This window comes from Sphingobium sp. SJ10-10 (assembly GCF_036038995.2).
In the GTDB taxonomy this organism is placed as follows: Bacteria; Pseudomonadota; Alphaproteobacteria; order Sphingomonadales; family Sphingomonadaceae; genus Sphingobium.
In genome coordinates, this window is the sequence record NZ_CP158137.1 from 12,235 (window position 1) to 28,407 (window position 16,173).

Annotated in this window: 11 protein-coding genes and 3 pseudogenes; 11 read left to right on the forward strand and 3 right to left on the reverse strand. The window is 62.7% G+C overall.

Features of this window, described 5'->3' with window-relative positions:
- Positions 1-40: 40 nt before the first annotated feature.
- Positions 41-1,552: an IS21 family transposase gene (gene istA / locus VVT58_RS23825; RefSeq protein ID WP_327754320.1), complete on the forward strand. Its 1,512-nt coding sequence runs from the start codon at positions 41-43 to the stop codon at positions 1,550-1,552.
- Positions 1,539-2,267: an IS21-like element helper ATPase IstB gene (gene istB / locus VVT58_RS23830; RefSeq protein WP_327754321.1), complete on the forward strand. Its 729-nt coding sequence runs from the start codon at positions 1,539-1,541 to the stop codon at positions 2,265-2,267. The genes istA and istB overlap by 14 nt, the downstream gene beginning before the upstream one ends.
- A gap of 194 nt (positions 2,268-2,461) precedes the next feature.
- Here the strand turns inward: istB and VVT58_RS23835 are convergent.
- Positions 2,462-2,905, reverse strand: a pseudogene (locus tag VVT58_RS23835) (DDE-type integrase/transposase/recombinase); the annotation flags it as partial.
- 84 nt (positions 2,906-2,989) lie between these two features.
- On the opposite strand from VVT58_RS23835, the pseudogene VVT58_RS23840 reads away from it, so the two are divergent.
- Positions 2,990-3,355 (forward strand): annotated as a pseudogene (locus VVT58_RS23840) (transposase); the annotation flags it as partial.
- 240 nt (positions 3,356-3,595) lie between these two features.
- On the opposite strand, the gene VVT58_RS23845 reads toward VVT58_RS23840, so the two are convergent.
- Positions 3,596-4,627, reverse strand: a complete 1,032-nt coding sequence (locus tag VVT58_RS23845; RefSeq protein ID WP_062345709.1) for an IS110 family transposase — start codon at positions 4,625-4,627, stop codon at positions 3,596-3,598.
- A gap of 72 nt (positions 4,628-4,699) precedes the next feature.
- Here VVT58_RS23845 and VVT58_RS23850 point away from each other — a divergent pair.
- A pseudogene (locus tag VVT58_RS23850) lies at positions 4,700-5,710 on the forward strand (IS3 family transposase); the annotation flags it as partial.
- A gap of 261 nt (positions 5,711-5,971) precedes the next feature.
- Here VVT58_RS23850 and VVT58_RS23855 read toward each other — a convergent pair.
- Positions 5,972-6,982: an AraC family transcriptional regulator gene (locus tag VVT58_RS23855; protein ID WP_327754322.1), complete on the reverse strand. Its 1,011-nt coding sequence runs from the start codon at positions 6,980-6,982 to the stop codon at positions 5,972-5,974.
- A 731-nt stretch (positions 6,983-7,713) separates the two neighbouring features.
- Here VVT58_RS23855 and VVT58_RS23860 point away from each other — a divergent pair.
- Genes VVT58_RS23860 through VVT58_RS23890 form a run of 7 tightly spaced genes read left to right on the forward strand, consistent with a single transcriptional unit; the run spans position 7,714 to position 16,171 of the window.
- Positions 7,714-9,987: a TonB-dependent receptor domain-containing protein gene (locus VVT58_RS23860; RefSeq protein ID WP_327754323.1), complete on the forward strand. Its 2,274-nt coding sequence runs from the start codon at positions 7,714-7,716 to the stop codon at positions 9,985-9,987.
- 45 nt (positions 9,988-10,032) lie between these two features.
- Complete coding sequence (locus VVT58_RS23865; RefSeq protein WP_327754324.1) at positions 10,033-10,557, forward strand: nuclear transport factor 2 family protein; 525 nt, start codon at positions 10,033-10,035, stop codon at positions 10,555-10,557.
- A gap of 41 nt (positions 10,558-10,598) precedes the next feature.
- Positions 10,599-11,852, forward strand: coding sequence for an aromatic ring-hydroxylating dioxygenase subunit alpha (locus VVT58_RS23870; RefSeq protein ID WP_327754325.1), 1,254 nt, complete (start codon positions 10,599-10,601; stop codon positions 11,850-11,852).
- Positions 11,849-12,208: a hypothetical protein gene (locus VVT58_RS23875; protein WP_327754326.1), complete on the forward strand. Its 360-nt coding sequence runs from the start codon at positions 11,849-11,851 to the stop codon at positions 12,206-12,208. The genes VVT58_RS23870 and VVT58_RS23875 overlap by 4 nt, the downstream gene beginning before the upstream one ends.
- 55 nt (positions 12,209-12,263) lie before the next feature.
- Positions 12,264-13,460 (forward strand): SRPBCC family protein, encoded by a 1,197-nt coding sequence (locus VVT58_RS23880; protein ID WP_327754327.1) that lies wholly within the window; start codon positions 12,264-12,266, stop codon positions 13,458-13,460.
- Between the two features lie 20 nt (positions 13,461-13,480).
- Positions 13,481-14,707 carry a DUF4147 domain-containing protein gene (locus VVT58_RS23885; RefSeq protein WP_327754328.1) on the forward strand — a complete coding sequence of 409 codons (1,227 nt, stop codon included), beginning with the start codon at positions 13,481-13,483 and terminating at the stop codon, positions 14,705-14,707.
- Positions 14,708-14,725: 18 nt separating this feature from the next.
- The gene (locus tag VVT58_RS23890) at positions 14,726-16,171 is read left to right on the forward strand and encodes an amidase family protein (protein ID WP_327754329.1); all 1,446 of its coding nucleotides are present in this window, start codon (positions 14,726-14,728) and stop codon (positions 16,169-16,171) included.
- Positions 16,172-16,173 lie beyond the last annotated feature (2 nt).

Below are 16,173 nucleotides of genomic sequence, written 5' to 3' on the forward strand. Positions count from 1 at the left end.
AGGCTGCTCGCTTGGCGGTGTGTCAGGCGGCGAGATCGGGATGCTGGTATTGGAGACGGTGTTGAGGATCCGGCGCGAGCACGCGTTGGGGAAGGCCATCAAGGCGATAGCGCGGGACCTGCACCTGTCGCGCAAGGTGGTGCGCAAGGCGATCCGGGCGCCGGAGGCGGACATGGCGTATCGTCGCGAGGTGCAGCCACTGCCGAAGCTGGGGCCGTTTCAGGCGCGACTGGACGCGTTGCTGGAGGAAGACGAGGCACGGCCGCGGCGCGAGAAGCTGCGCCTCACGCGCATCCACGACCTGCTGCTGCGCGAAGGGTTCAACGGCTCGTACGATGCGGTCCGCCGCTATGCGGCCCGTTGGCGGCAGGCGCGGCGTCGCGACGTGATGGATGCGCCGGCGTTCATCCCGCTGCTGTTCCGGCCGGGCGAGGCCTATCAGTTCGACTGGAGCCACGAGGACGTGGAGATCGCGGGCAAGCCGATGCGCGTGAAGGTCGCGCATGTGCGGCTGTGCGCATCACGGGCGATGTACGTGCGAGCCTATCCACGCGAGACGCAGGAGATGTTGTTCGACGCCCATGCGCGGGCGTTCGCCTTCTTCGGAGGCGTGCCGACGCGCGGCATCTACGACAACATGAAGACGGCGGTGACGAGCGTGTTCACCGGCAAGGAGCGGGTCTTCAACCGGCGCTTCCTGGTGATGGCCAACCACTACATGGTCGAACCGACGGCATGTTCGCCGGCAGCCGGTTGGGAGAAGGGTCAGGTCGAGAACCAGGTGCAGACCGCGCGTGGCCGCTTCTTCCAGCCACGCCTGCGCTTTGCCAGCATCGAGGAGCTCAACGGTTGGCTGGAGGCGGAGTGTCGCCGTTGGGCCGAGCTGCACCAGCATCCCGAGCAGAAGGAGCTGACGGTCGCCCAGGCCTGGGCTGCCGAACGGGCGGTGCTCCAGCCTGTGGTCGCGCCCTTCGACGGCTTCCATGAGAGCGAGCACGCGGTGAGCGGCACGTGCCTCATCAGCTTCGACCGCAACCGCTACTCCGTCTCCGCCAGGGCGGTGCGGCGTGCCGTCCAGGTCCGCGCCTATGCCGACCGCATCATCGTGCGCTGCGACGGCCAGGTCGTCGCCGACCATCCCCGGTTTTTCGGGCGCGACCGGACCATCTACGACCCGTGGCATTACCTGCCGGTGCTGGTGACCAAGCCGGGTGCCCTGCGCAATGGCGCGCCGTTCCAGGGATGGGAGTTGCCACCTGCGCTGTCACGGCTGCGGCGCAAGCTCGGCGCCGGGGATGATGCCGACCGGCGGCTCGTGCGCGTGCTGGCGGCGGTGCTCGACGACGGGCTGGAGGCGGTGGAAGCGGCCATGCGCGAAGCATTGCTGGCCGGCACCGCCAGCGACGACGTCATCGCCAACATCCTGGCCCGCCGACGCGAGCCGCCCCGGCCGCTGACCATCGTCACGCCCGAGGACCTGGCGCTGCGCCATCCGCCCCGCGCCGACTGCACCCGCTACGACAGCCTGCGAGGCCTCCATGCAGCGGCATGAGATGATGACGGCCATGGCCGAGTTGGGGCTGAAGGGCATGGCTGGCGCCTTCGACGAGGCGGTCACCACCGGTCTCCAGCGCAAGCGCACGACCATGGAGGTTCTGACAGACCTGCTGCGTGCCGAGGTGACGCACCGCCATGCGGCGTCGGTCCGCTACCGGATGTCGGCCGCCAGGCTGCCGGCCGTAAAGGACCTCGACGCCTTCGTCTTTGACGATACTCCCATCAACGAGGGGCTGGTGCGCTCACTGCACAGTGGCTCGTTCCTCCCCGGCCGGCGCAACGTCGTGCTGGTCGGTGGAACGGGCACAGGCAAGACGCACCTTGCCACCGCCATCACCGCCAACGTGGTACGAGCTGGCGCCCGCGGGCGCTACTTCAACACGGTCGACCTGGTGAACCGGCTCGAGGAGGAAACGCGCCTCGGCAAGGCCGGCACGCTGGCAGCCCAGCTATCCCGCCTCGACCTCGTGGTGCTCGACGAGCTCGGCTACCTGCCCTTTGCCCGCTCGGGCGGTCAGCTGCTCTTCCATCTGGTGAGCAAGCTCTACGAGCGCACCTCGGTCATCGTCACGACGAACCTCGCCTTTGGCGAGTGGCCGACCGTCTTCGGCGACCCCAAGATGACCACCGCGCTGCTCGACCGCATTACCCACCACTGCGACATCGTCGAGACCGGCAACGACAGCTGGCGCTTCAAGCACCGCAGCTGACGCCTGGGGCACCCCGCAGAGAACGCTTCGCGCTGGTTGCGCCTCCGGTCGGGCTACGCCCGCCCTACGCCACAACCAGCGCGAACGGCGCGCCCGTCATACCCGTCACGCTGCTCGACGAAGGGGGTCCCTTTTGCACGCCGATAGGGGGTTCCTTTTGGACGCCGATTGACATAGCGGGACCAGGTGGTGTTTCGGTTACGGGGCTGCTCGGCGAACTGAATGCCATTGTCCGTCAGAATGGTGTGGATGCGGTAGGGTACGGCTTTCAGCAGGTGCTCGAGGAACTCCCAAGCCGTTCGCCTGTCAGCCTTGTCGACCAGCTGGGTGACCGCGAACTTGCTGGTGCGGTCGATGCCGACGAACAGGTACAGTTTGCCTTCGGCGGTCTGCACCTCGGCGATATCGATGTGGAAGAAGCCAATTGGGTAGCGCTTGAAGCGTTGTCGCTTCGGCTTGTCGCCCTCGACGTCCGGCAGGCGGGAGATGCCGTGCCGCTGGAGGCAACGATGCAGCGCTGACCGGGTCAGATGAGGGATCGATGGCTGCAACGCATAGAGGCAGTCGTCGAGCGGCAGCAACGTGTGCCGCCGGAACGCCACTACCATTGCCTCCTCCGCTTGGGACAAGGTCGTTGTGTCCGCCGTCAGCACCAATGGCACAGATTTGAGGTTGTGATTTAAGGAGGATCTGGGCTTCGTCGTAGTGACGAAGGAACGAAGATGAAGCCCAGATCCTCCAATGTAAAATCGCCCGCCAAGGCCCCAGCAGAGCGGGTAGTGAAGGACATCCGCCGACAGACCCGGCGCCACTTTTCGGCCGAGGACAAGATCCGCATCGTGCTGGATGGCCTGCGCGGGGAAGACAGCATCGCCGAGCTATGCCGCAAGGAAGGCATTGCCCAGAGCCTGTATTACACCTGGTCGAAGGAGTTCATGGAAGCTGGCAAGCGCCGCCTGGCCGGCGACACCGCCCGTGCCGCGACCACCGGAGAGGTCCAGGACCTGCGCCGCGAAGCCCGGGCCCTGAAGGAATGCGTGGCCGATCTGACACTGGAAAACCGTTTGCTCAAAAAACGTATGGCCCGCCCCGTCTGCAAGGGGGATTTTGAAGTGTTCTGATCAGTCTGCGTCAACGTATGCGGTCTCATGGGTGACCCCATGGCCAAGATGGACATCCGCACGTCTGGAGCCACAATAAAGACGCCGGCAACGAGTGCCATTTTTTTGGCCGGGCTTTCCAGACGCCGATCGACTGTCAGGCCATCTTCACGATCCTTCCTGCAAACATCGTTGGCCTATGCACGAAGATGCGTGCGGCCGATCCGGTTATGCCGCGACTGGGTAGCCGCGTTCGAACGTCGCGTCCTTGCGCAAGGCCGCCCATGCGATCCGCGCCAGCTTGTTGGCCAGCGCGACGACGATAGCATTGCGGTGGACTCCTCGCTCGATCATTCCTGTCAACCAGCGCCCCAACGGGGTCTCGCTTCGCGCCAGCGACGGCAATGCTGCTCGGGCACCGTGGATGAGCAAGGTGCGCAAGTAGGTGTTGCCTCGCTTGGAGATGCCGAGCAGCCGCGGCTTGCCGCCGGTAGTATGCTGACGGGGCACCAGACCGAGCCAGGCACCCAGGTCTCGGGCTTTGGCAAAGCTGCTGGCATCGCCCACGGCTGCAATCAGGGCAGTTGCGTTCAGCACCCCGACGCCGGGGATGGATGTGAGCCGCCGGGCAGCCGCGTCATTGCGCGCCAGCTCGACAAACTCGCCGTTCAGCGTTTCCACCCTGGTATCGAGTTCGCGCCATTCGGCACGCAGTTCGGCCACCAACTGGCGCAGACGCGGTGACAAGGTCGTATCCTCATCGGCCAGCAGGGCATCGATGCCGAGTTCCAGCTTGCGCCGCCCAACCGGGAAAATGGTCCCGCGCTCCAGCAGGATCGCCCGCAACTGGTTGGTCAGGCTCCTGCGCTCAGCCACCAGGCGCGAGCGAACCCGGTGGAGCGTCTGGATGTCCAACTGCTCCTGGGTCTTGAGTTCGACGAAGCGCATCGTTGGACGCGAGGCGGCCTCGGCGATCCCCTCGGCGTCGCGGTCATCGTTCTTCTGTGCTTTGACATACGGCCGTACGTACTCCGGCGACATCAGCCGGATCTCATGTCCGTGCGCGGCGAACAGGCGCCCCAGATAATGGGCACCGCAACATGCCTCCATCGCGACCACGCACACAGGAAGCTTGGCAACGTAGTCGACCAGCGTCTGGCGGCGCATCGACCTGCGTACGACGACAGCTCCCGCCGCATCCACGCCCACCACACTGCAGGCATTCTTGCCCAAATCAACGCCAAGGATCACAATAGACATCGGTCCGCTCCTTTCCTCTTCAAGCACCAGCATCATATCCGATGCCGGGGAAAAGGGGCGGGCCATCCCATAAAGCATGGTCGCGGATGGGGGCAACGACGAATGAGGTATCCCGCATCCGAGAAGCTCGAGATCATCAGAACCGTCGAGCAGTCGCACCTGTCGGCCAAGCGCACGCTGGACCAACTCGGCATCCCTCGTCGGACATTCTACCGCTGGTATGATCGCTACCTCGAAGGCGGGCCGGAGGCGTTGGAAGATCGGCCATCGGCGCCGAGCCGGGTGTGGAACCGCATCCCGGCGGGCATCCACGACCAGATCATCGAGCTGGCGCTGGAACAGTCTGAGCTGAGCCCCCGGGAACTGGCCGTGCGCTTCACCGATGGGCAGCGCTACTTCGTGTCGGAATCCACGGTTTACCGCCTGTTGAAGGCCCACGACCTGATCACCAGCCCGGCCTATGTCGTGATCAAGGCTGCCGATCAGTTCCACACGAAAACCACGCGGCCGAACGAGATGTGGCAGACCGACTTCACCTACTTCAAGATCATCGGGTGGGGCTGGATGTATCTGTCGACCGTGCTCGACGACTTCTCGCGCTACATCATCGCCTGGAAGCTGTGCACCAACATGCGAGCCGAGGACGTCACCGACACGCTGGACCTCGCCCTGGCGGCTTCTGGTTGCGACAGCGCCACGGTGCTGCACAAACCCCGGCTACTCAGCGATAATGGCCCCAGCTACATCGCGGGTGAGCTGGCGGAATACATCGAGGCCCGGAAGATGAGCCATGTCCGCGGCGCCCCGTGTCATCCCCAAACCCAGGGCAAGATCGAGCGCTGGCACCAGACCCTGAAAAACCGCATCTTGCTGGAAAACTACTTCCTGCCCGGCGACCTCGAAGCTCACATCGAGGCCTTCGTCGAGCACTACAATCACCAGCGATACCACGAGAGCCTGGCCAACGTGACGCCTGCCGACGCCTACTTCGGCAGGGCTCCGGCAATCATCAAACTGCGCGAAAGGATCAAGCGACAGACCATCGAACATCGGCGCTTGCAGCACCGCAAGTTCGCCGCCTAACATCAACCCCCTGACGAGGTCCGCACTCCGCTAATCTAAGCCGCGAGTTGTGCCGAATGTTCTGACGACGGACACGCCAGAAGACCGAGCGCGAGCGCGTTTCTTTTTCGCTCAACGATGTTTGCCACCCCGGACATCGCGGGACGCCTATATCACCGGATGGAGGGTGTCCATGAAGCGCTGTGTAGCGCGTGCGGATTGAGCAACAAGCAGGCGCATCTCGTGAGCGTCTTTGCTTCACGCTCTCGGGTCTGCGGCATCTCAATCGCAAAAGATGAAACCCTTGCCGCGCCTTGTCGCTCGCGCGAGGGTCTCGGACGGCTTCTCTCCGAAACGACGCACATAATCCTGCGAGAAGCGTCCGAGATGGCGGAACCCGGCGTCTATCGCGGCCCCGGTCACATTCACGCCGTCCATTCCTTCGAGCAAAGCCTCACGGACGAGATCGAGCCGTACATCCCTTAGAAAGCGGACCGGGCTTGTCTGGCGGAAGCGGCGAAAACCTTCGAGCAACGTACGCGTCGGCACGTTCGCGGCGTTCGCGATATCGTCCAGCCTCAGCGGATCGCGGGCATGGGCCTCTATGAACATCTCGGCGCGCCGAATGCTCGCGGGCGCCGCACCCCGATAGCGGGAAAGGTCGTGCTCATAATCGTCAACATAGCCCTGGCCGGAGAATAGCAGGCTCATGAAGAGCTGCTCGTAATCCAGGGCGACACGGCGGTTGCGCAGGAGCAGATCGATCGTGTTCTGGTCGCTGATGATCGTGCTCAGCAGATTGAGCCAGGGCGCCAGCGAAGGCCGTGCGAGATCGATGAAGGTGCTCAGACTTGCATTCCGCGAGCCGGCATAAGCCTGGAATGCCGCGGCATCGATCCGAACCACGAGCTGCACGCAATCCTCCGGCAATTCGCCCTGAAAGCGCTGACCCGGCCCGAAATACAGCCCCGTCCGCGCATCGATCGTGGTGCTGCCGTGATAGGACGTGAGCAACGCCCGTCCTTTCACGCAGAAGATAAGGAAATGAAATCCCTCGATCGGCGCGACATTGATCTTCATCCGCCCGAGTTGCTTGATCGCGGCGATTCCCATGCTCGGCATCGGCAAGAAATCGAGATAGGATTGGCAATCTTCCTGATGCCCGGCGGACTCGGCATGATAGGGTTGCATCAGGCGCGAGATGCGCGCCTGCGTCTCCGCCATGTCGTACGAGGCGAATACGCGGCAGTTATGAAGCGCATTATCCGTGGGTAGCAATAAAGCCTGCGTCATATTGTACCTTGAATTCAGCTGACTATAAAAACTCTCCGGCGATAAGAATATAACATCAAGATTGTAAGACCCGGCTAACTCCGCCTTAAGTTCAATACATCCTTAAAATAAGAAGTGCCCGCTTGCTAATCTCGGTCGAAATCGAGCCGAGTTCACGTGTCCGGGACGCTTGGCGGGAAGGCGCTGACGTGGGCGCTCCGGCTATCGATGACTCCTCCTCGTCTGATCAATGCCCGAAGTCGACACGCCCCCGAGCCGTCCCAGCGGAGCGTCCGCTGCGGACAAATTTGCATGGTGCTCGCCCGCATCCAAGACGCCAGGCTGTGCCATCACCTATCCCCCACCCGTCGAAAGCCAGTGAAGCACTCCCGCGCACACAGCACCAGAGATTTTTTGCGGTGTCCGATTTCTGCTATATTCGGATAGTCGCTGTCCCCGCCCGCGAAATCCGGATTGCACGACAGGTCGCGGGCGGCCAACGTGCGCCCATTACAATGCGGAGACTCGATAGAGAAGAAATCTGCTCGCGATCGGGAGGAGCAGGAGGCTTTGGCTGCGATCCCCAACTTCTGCAAAAGACCCAGGTCCTCCAAAAAAGAAGGGCCGGTATAATCAAAACAGAGGAAGGCAGAAAAATGATCGGTAGAACATCGCGGGTCAATGGAGCCGTCGTCGGGCGACTTCTTCTGTCCACTATAATCCTTTCGTCATGTCCAGCTCTGGCCCAAGATGTGGGAGGTACGGAACAGTCGACGGAAGATACCACCGGTGCGTTCCTCGACGACATAGTCGTCACCGCTAACAGGCGATCGCAGAATCTTCAGGATGTCGCATTGTCGGTTTCGGCCCTCGGCTCGAGAGAATTGGAGGCGTTCAATGTGCGGTCGGGCACGGATATCGCGCGCTTCACGCCAGGGGTCTCCATTTCCAACTCCTTCGCCGGCCAAAGTCAGCAATATTCCATCCGTGGCGTGACCCAGAACGACTATAACGACATCTTCGAAGGGCCGATCGCCGTATATTACGACGATACGTATATGACGTCGATCCAGGGGCAGGTATTCGGAACGTTCGACCTCGAGCGGGTCGAGATCTTGAAAGGTCCTCAGGGAACGCTGTTCGGCAAGAATGCGACCGGTGGACTTGTCCACTTCATTCCCAAGCAGCCGACCAAAGAGACCGAGGCATATTTCGACTGGGGCTATGGACGTTTCAACGGAGTCCGGCTCGAAGGCGCTGTGAGCGGATCGCTCGCGCCTAATCTGCGCGGGCGCGCCTCGATCCTCTATTCGCGCTCCGATCCCTATCTGAAGAATATATATCCCGCCGGCGGCGGCGTGCCGACGCTGCCGCCGGGGCCGCGATTTGGCGAGGATCTGGGCGGGGAGGACCTGATCGCCGGCCGACTCCAGCTGGAAACGGATCTCGGCGAGCGGCTGAATGTCCGCCTCGCCGGCACGGCCGCGCGCATGACGATGGGCAATGGGCCCTATACGAATCGGGCGATACAGCCCGTGTTCAATGCGGCGGGCCAGTATATCGACACCATCGCGCTCCCGTCGGGAACGCCGGATGGCCTTGGCTTCATTGCCCCGCCTCCCGGCAGCGAGCAGACTGCGAGCGATTTCGCCAAGGACAGCGGCTATTACGGGCGCTCCTATGACGCATCGCTGCACGTCAGATATGAGTTCGACTCCTTCGATGTGATTTCCGTCACCAGCTACAAGCGGTTCGAGAAATCGATGGCGGTCGATATCGACGGCGGGCCGGTCAACTTCGTGAACTACGGCCAGCGGAACACGTCCAACAGCCTGACCCAGGAAATCCGTGCCGCGGGCGAGACGGAGGGCGGCCTGCGCTGGGCGACGGGTGCCTTCTTCTCGAAAGCTCGTGCTCGGGGGAGGCTCGGGTTCCTCGCACCGGCCAACTCGCTCTTTGCCGGGCAGTTCGGCGCGACCGCGACCGGCATCGACCTGATCAACCCGCTTAAGTACAAGAATACCAATTACTCCATCTTCGCCAATGTCGACCTGCCATTGACCAATCGCCTGACGCTGGTGGTCGGGGGTCGTCTCATCCGCGAGAAGCTGCGCTTCAATTTCGCATCGAACGGCTATGCCAATGTCGACGATTACGAGATCGACACCGAGACGATCATCATCCCGGGCCTGCAGCCGAGCAGCAGGCATCGGGAAACGGACCGGCTGTGGGCAGGCAAGGTCAATCTCGAATACCGGTTCGAGGATGGCTCGCTCGCTTATGCCGGCGTCAGTCGCGGCGTGAAGGGCGGCGCGTTCAACGCCAAGCTGCCCGACGGGACACCGCCTTTGCTCGCATCTGAAATACCCTATAGGCCGGAAACGCTCTATTCTTATGAGATAGGCGCGAAAACACAGCTTTTCGAAGACAGAGTGCGGCTGAGCGCAGCGGCTTTCTATTATGATTACAAGAATTATCAGACGTTCACGCTCAAGAATGTCACGGGCACCATCAGCAATAACGATGCGCACGCCTGGGGTGGCGAATTGGGCGCCCAATTCACTCCCACGGACCGACTGCGGGGTACTGTTGCAGTGGCTTACACCAAGGCGACCGTGAAGGACGTCGTCATCGCCGCGGCGGCGCCCACTGCGCCAGCGGTCCTCGACGATGTCAATCCCACCTTCGCGCCGCGGCTGCAGGCATCGGGAAACCTTAGCTATGATCTTCCGCTCGATCTGTTCGGAGGAACGCTGACGGCGATCGCCGATGTCTCGTTCATTTCGGATTTCTACGACAATATCCGCAATTTCACGGGGCAGAGACATAATGGTCACACGCTGGTGAATGGTGGCCTTTCGTGGCTCAACGCCGATCGGACGCTGACGATCAAAGGCTATGTGAAGAACCTCACCAACAACACTTATGTCGAAACCGCCTTCGATACCGCCTCATTGTGCGGCTGCGGCCAGATTCAATATTCCAAGCCACGCTGGTGGACGGTCTCCCTGCGCAAGGAATTTTGAGATGTCTGCCAGAAAACAGGGTGACGACTGCCGGGATCATCGAGGATGAGCGAAATCGACTTGCAGGAGCGCCTCAATGCGATGGAAGCGCGGCTGACGCGTCTTGAGGACATGGAGGCGATACGTCGTCTCAAATGTGAACATGCGCTGGCGTCGGACGATCATGAGCATCTGGCGGAGCGGTTCGTTGCTATCGTCACCGACGATTTCGAGGCGGATTATGGCGAGGGGTTCGGCACGGTCCGGGGCAAGGACGAGCTGCGGGAGTTCCTGCGCGCCTCGCCCTTCTCGTGGACGATGCATTATATGATCCCCAAACGGATCGATGTCGCGGCGGACGGCCGCACGGCAACCGGCGTCTGGTATTTGTGGGAGCCGGCCGCGGCGCAGAACGCGTCGGCGACGCAGGAGCGCGCCGTCTGGCTCGCCGGCGTTTACGAGGACAGCTACTGCAAGCAGGCGGATGGTGGCTGGAAGATTGGTTCGATCAAGTTCACGGCGACGTTGCTGGTGCCCTATGTGCGGGGCTGGGAGGGCGAGCGGATCGTCGCGATCGACTTTGCCGACTAGCCGGGGATGCGGGTGGTCGGGCATTTTTTCAGGAGAGTGTGATGGATGATTTTGGCGAACGCCACCGCTGGCACAAACGTTATCCGCAGTTCGGCACCGAGCCGCTGCCGATCGAGCCATGCATATCGCCGGAATATTTCGCGCTGGAGCGGGAAAAGATCTTCCGCAAATGCTGGCTTCAGGTCTGCCGGGTCGAGGACGTGGCCGAGCCGCACAGCTTCTTCAACCGCCACATCGAGATCTGCAACACGCATGTGCTGATCACGCGCGGCGGCGACGGCGAGATCCGCGCTTTCCACAACATGTGCTCGCACCGCGGCAACAAGATGGAGTGGGACGACAAGGGTTGCTCCAAGTTCCACGACTGCAAGTTCCACGGCTGGATCTACGACAGCAGCGGCCGGCTGGTCGACGTTCCCGACGAGGCCAATTTCTTCAACCTCGACAAGTCCACGCTCGGCCTGACCCCGATCCATCTCGACGTCTGGCAGGGGTTCGTGTTCATCAACCTAGACAAGGAGCCCGAGCAATCGCTGCGCGAATATCTCGGCGAGGTCGCCGACATGCTCGACGGCTATCCGTTCGACCAGCTCAAGCTCGGCTATGCCTATAAGAGCAACCTCAACTGCAATTGGAAGATCGCGGTCGATTCACAGCAGGAGGCCTATCACGCGGTCCACCTCCACCGCCGTAGCATCGGTGACGTCGCGATCGACCAGACCAACCCGTTCATGCACGCGCTCGACATCCGCTTCATGGGCCCGCACCGCATGATGTCGCTGCCGTTCAGCGGCGACTATACGCCGAGTCCGACGGCGGCGATCAGCGAGAAGTTCGCATGGACGATCAAGAAGGAAAAAGACAGTTTCCTCGATCCGAACAATCTGCCGCTCGGGGTCAATCCGGCGCGCGCGGACAATTGGATGTTCGACATCTATCTGATCTTCCCGAACTTCTGGCTGGCGCCGTTCAGCGGTGCCTTCCAGACTCACAATTTCTGGCCGACCGGCGTCGACAAGATGTACCAGGAGATCAAGATGTTCGTGCGGCCGCCCAAGACGGCCGGCGAACGCTTCGCGCTCGAGCATGCCAAATGCCTCAACCGCGACACCTGGCTCGAGGATTTCAGCACGCTCGAGACCACCCAGACGGTGCTCGGATCAGGCGCGAAAAGCCACTTCATCCTCCAAGACGAAGAGATTTTGATGCGACATTTCTATCAGATGATCGAAGATTATATCGGCCCGGTACCGTCAGCCGGTTCCGTGGGCGCGAAGGCGGGAGTGGCGGCATGAACCAGGTCACCGCGATCAAGGGCCGCAGCCTTCCCGCCGAGTTCGCCGATCTCGACAAATATCTCGATTGGGCGCTTCCAACCGAGCGCGCGCGCAGCCGCAAGCGGCTCGCGAGCAGCATGGAGGAGATCAAGGCCTTCTACGACGACATGCTCGCGCGGATCGAGCCGGCGCTCGAATATCTCAACACCTTTCCGCTCGACGACATGCCCGAGCCTCAGCAAAACCTGCTGAACCTGACGCTGATGCTGGCCGAGGTCGCCAATGCGGTCGAGCTGTTCAAGACCCAGCCGGGCGTGATCGACGGCTTCGATCCCGAACGGTTCATTACCGACCATGAAGGCGGAGGCGACTGAGCGTCGCCAACCGCACCGGGCGCTTGCGCGCTGATTGCTATCGAGGACCAAGATCATGGAGCAGACCGAACACAAGCGCTTCTCGCAGAAGTTTCCCGAGCTCGGCACCGATCCGATCCCGGTCGCGAACAGCGTCTCGCCCGAATTCTTCGCGAAGGAGAAGGAGCGCATCTTCAAGCGCAGCTGGATCAATGTCGGCCGGGCCGAGGAGCTGCGCAAGCCGGGCGACTATATCGTCAAGCGGATGGACATGTGGGACACGTCGATCCTGCTCGTCCGCGGCCGCGACGGCGAATTGCGGGCGTTCCACAACGTCTGCCAGCACCGCGGCAACCTCCTGGTCGGCGACAGCGAGAAAGGGAATTGCAAGGGCTTCCTGACCTGCAAGTTCCACGGCTGGGTCTATGACGATGCCGGCAAGCTGCGCGACGTCCCCGACGAGGAGAATTTCCACAATCTCGACAAGGCGATCCTGGGCCTCAAGCCGATCGCGCTCGACACCTGGCTCGGCTTCATCTTCGTCAATTTGCGGCCCGAGCAGAGCCTGACCGAATATCTCGGCGGCTATATGGGCGAGAAGCTCAACCTTTATCCGTTCGACCGGCTCGAGACCTTCTACACCTACAAGCCCGACGAGGCCGTGAACTGGAAGGTGCTGCTCGACGCGCAGCAGGAGGGGTACCATGTCCCCTCGCTGCACAAGCGCACGCTCTCGCTCTCATTCCCGAAGGAGTTCGTGCGCTTCCGTTCGCACGACATGATCCTGCACGGCCCGCACCGTATCCTCTCGGCGGGAAGCAACGCCGGCGAGTTCGTGCCGACGCCGGTAGGAGCGGTCGCGAGCAAGATCGGCGCCAATTCGCTCGATGCGTTCGCCGGCGCCGCCGGCGGCGACATGAGCGCTTATGCCGATGCGATGCATGGGGTGTTCGACTTCAACGTCATCTTCCCCAATTTCGTGATCGGCCTGCTCTACGGCACTTATTTCACCTACAATATCTGGCCGGTCGCGGTGAACCGCTCGATCTGGGAAGTCCGGATGTATTATCCCAGGGCCAAGACTGCGGGCCAGGCGTTCACCAACGAATATGGCAAGGTCGCCTTCCGCGACGGGCTGATGGAGGATGCCAGCGTCCACGAGGCAACGCAGCGCGGCATCGAATCCGGTGCGATCGAGAATTTCCAGTTCCAGGATGAAGAGATCTTGTGCCGCCACGGCCATCTCACCGTCCAGCGGATGGTGAACGGCTGACGCAAGCGCGACGTTTGACGATGACCGATCCTCGCGCCTTCCTCCCGACGCTATACGCTTCCGCTCTGGCTGCCGTGGACGGTCGGAAATCCGTCGCCCGGGCGCTGAGGGGGCAGCGGGGCGAGACTGCGGTGGTCGCGATCGGCAAGGCTGCGCACGCCATGCTGGCCGGGGTGAAAGCGGTGCCCGAAATCGGGATTACCGATGCGCTGGTGATTACCGGCTGGGAATATCTGCCGCCGGATCCGGGTGACAGCGTTGGTGCGCGGTATGTGATGGGCGGCCATCCGGTGCCCGATCAGAGGAGTCTGGACGCGGGCGACGCCTTGCTCGCCTTCCTCGCCTCGTTGCCGGTGGCCCAACCGTTGCTGGTCCTCCTGTCCGGCGGCGCGTCGAGCATGGTGGAGCGGCTGCCGCCCGCGATCGGATTGAACGATCTTGCGCGCTTGAACCGGTGGTTGCTGGGCAGCGGGCTGAACATCATGCAAATGAACAGCATTCGCCGCGCGGTCTCGGATATCAAGGGAGGTCGCCTCGCGGCGCTGCTGGGAGGACGCCCGACCCAGTTGCTGATGATTTCCGACGTCCCCGGCGATGCGCCGCATGACATCGGCTCGGGCCCATTCAGCCCCGTCCCTCCGGAAGCGAGGACGTTGCCGCATGACTTGCCGGAGTGGATCGCAGCGCTCGTCCGCCACGCTGCGCCGATGCCGATGCCCGATGATCCGGCTTTCGTATCGATCACCGGCCGGATCGTCGCGAGCAACGCCATTGCACGCGCGGCAGTCGCCGACAACGCGCTGGCGCTCGGCCTGGACGTTTATCCCCGGCAGGCGCTGGTAACCGAGGAGGCCGGCGTTGCAGGCTACCATTTGGCCGACGAGCTGCTTGGCCGGCCCTCCGGACTGCATGTCTGGGGCGGTGAACCGAACGTCGTCCTGCCACCTAGTCCGGGCCGCGGTGGCCGCTGTCAGCATTTCGCGCTCGCAGCTGCACAGCGGCTGTCGGGTGCCGGTGGCTGCCATATTCTCGCCGCGGGAAGCGATGGACGGGATGGGGCAGGGGATGCCGCCGGTGCGCTGATCGATGGCGGCACCGTGGCTCGTGGCGCGGCGGCCGGGTTGGATCCCGAAGACTGCCTCGCCCGGGCCGACGCGGGCACGTTTCTTGCCGCCAGCGGCGATCTGCTGCCCGCCGTCGCGACGGGGACCAACGTCATGGATCTGATATTGGGGCTGAAAAGCTGAACATGGGAGATTGGTGCGATGGATTATGTTCAATTGTCTCTATCCGAGATCCAGGTGGAGCTGCAGAATGGGGGCATAAGTTCGCACCATCTCGTCGAGCTTTATCTCGACCGGATAGAAAGCCATAATCGGTCCGGCGCCCGCATAAACGCCATCCGGGAGCTTAATCCTCACGCGCTCGAAGAAGCCAGGATGCTCGATGCCGAACGGGCCGCCGGCACCTTGCGCGGACCGCTGCATGGCATACCGACCGTGCTCAAGGACAATATCTGCACGGCCGACGGCATGCGGACCACCGTCGGTTCGATCGCCTTCTCCAATTTCGTGGCTCCGCGCGACGCGTTCATCGTCCGCCGTTTGCGCGAGGCGGGGGCGATCATCCTCGGCAAGGCGAATCTGACCGAGTTCACCGACGTAATGTCCGATCGTATGGCATCCGATTTCAGCGCGCTCGCGGGGCAGGTAAGAAATCCATATGGGTTCGAATATGGCCGGGGTGGTGGTTCGAGCACGGGGCCGGCGGCGGCAGTCGCGGCAGGCTTCTGCGCCGCCAGCATCGGCTCGGAAACCATAAATTCCATTCAGGACCCCGCGTGCACGACGTCGCTAGTCGGGCTGAAGCCTACGGTGCCGCTGGTCAGCCGGGCGGGCATCGTGCCCAATTGCATGAGCCAGGACGTCGCCGGCCCGATGACGCGCACCGTCCGCGACGCGGCCATCCTGCTCGGCGTCATCGCAGGCGTCGATTTCGACGATCCCCTGACGCTGGCAAGCGCCGGCCATGTGAAAGCCGACTATGCGGAGGATCTGCACGAGGCGGGGCTGGTCGGCGCCCGCATCGGCGTGCCGCGGGAGGTCTATTTCGACAATCTCGACGAGGATGAGCTGCGCATCACCGAGGAGTCGCTCGCGGCGATGCGGGATTTCGGCTGCATCCTCGTCGATCCCGTCGACATACCGACCGCGCGCGTCGTCGCGGATATCCGGTCGAGCATCCTGCGGAACGAGTTCAAGTCCGGCTTCGACGCTTGGCTGAATGCGCTCGGGGACCTCGCGCCGGTCAAATCGCTGCAGGAGCTGATCGAATATAATCGCCAGGATCCCGATGTGCGGATGCCGTGCGGCCAAGCACTGTTCGAAACCGCCGCGGGAATGCCCGGGGTCGCTGACCCCGGCTACCATGCCGACCGCTTGAAGGACATCATGCTGTCCCGGACCGCGGGGATCGATGCCGCCATGGACAGCTACGATCTGGACGCGCTGGTGGTGCCCCAGGCCCGTGCCGCGAAGATGCTCGGCAAAGCGGGCTACCCCGCGATCGCAGTGCCGGCCGGCTATAAGCGGGATGGGCGGGGCGTCGGCCTGACGTTCTTCGGCAGAGCCTATTCGGAGGCGAAGCTGCTGCAGCTCGCTTATAGTTTCGAGGCGCTGACCAAGGCACGCAAGGCGCCTGTGCTCGACTGACG

Excerpts from the sequence above, each read along its gene's own strand:
- istA (WP_327754320.1), top strand. The coding sequence starts at position 41 with ATGCTGGTATTGGAGACGGTGTTGAGGATCCGGCGCGAGCACGCGTTG.
- istB (WP_327754321.1), top strand. The coding sequence starts at position 1,539 with ATGCAGCGGCATGAGATGATGACGGCCATGGCCGAGTTGGGGCTGAAG.
- VVT58_RS23845 (WP_062345709.1), bottom strand. The coding sequence starts at position 4,627 with ATGTCTATTGTGATCCTTGGCGTTGATTTGGGCAAGAATGCCTGCAGT.
- VVT58_RS23855 (WP_327754322.1), bottom strand. The coding sequence starts at position 6,982 with ATGACGCAGGCTTTATTGCTACCCACGGATAATGCGCTTCATAACTGC.
- VVT58_RS23865 (WP_327754324.1), top strand. The coding sequence starts at position 10,033 with ATGAGCGAAATCGACTTGCAGGAGCGCCTCAATGCGATGGAAGCGCGG.
- VVT58_RS23870 (WP_327754325.1), top strand. The coding sequence starts at position 10,599 with ATGGATGATTTTGGCGAACGCCACCGCTGGCACAAACGTTATCCGCAG.
- VVT58_RS23875 (WP_327754326.1), top strand. The coding sequence starts at position 11,849 with ATGAACCAGGTCACCGCGATCAAGGGCCGCAGCCTTCCCGCCGAGTTC.
- VVT58_RS23880 (WP_327754327.1), top strand. The coding sequence starts at position 12,264 with ATGGAGCAGACCGAACACAAGCGCTTCTCGCAGAAGTTTCCCGAGCTC.
- VVT58_RS23885 (WP_327754328.1), top strand. The coding sequence starts at position 13,481 with ATGACCGATCCTCGCGCCTTCCTCCCGACGCTATACGCTTCCGCTCTG.
- VVT58_RS23890 (WP_327754329.1), top strand. The coding sequence starts at position 14,726 with ATGGATTATGTTCAATTGTCTCTATCCGAGATCCAGGTGGAGCTGCAG.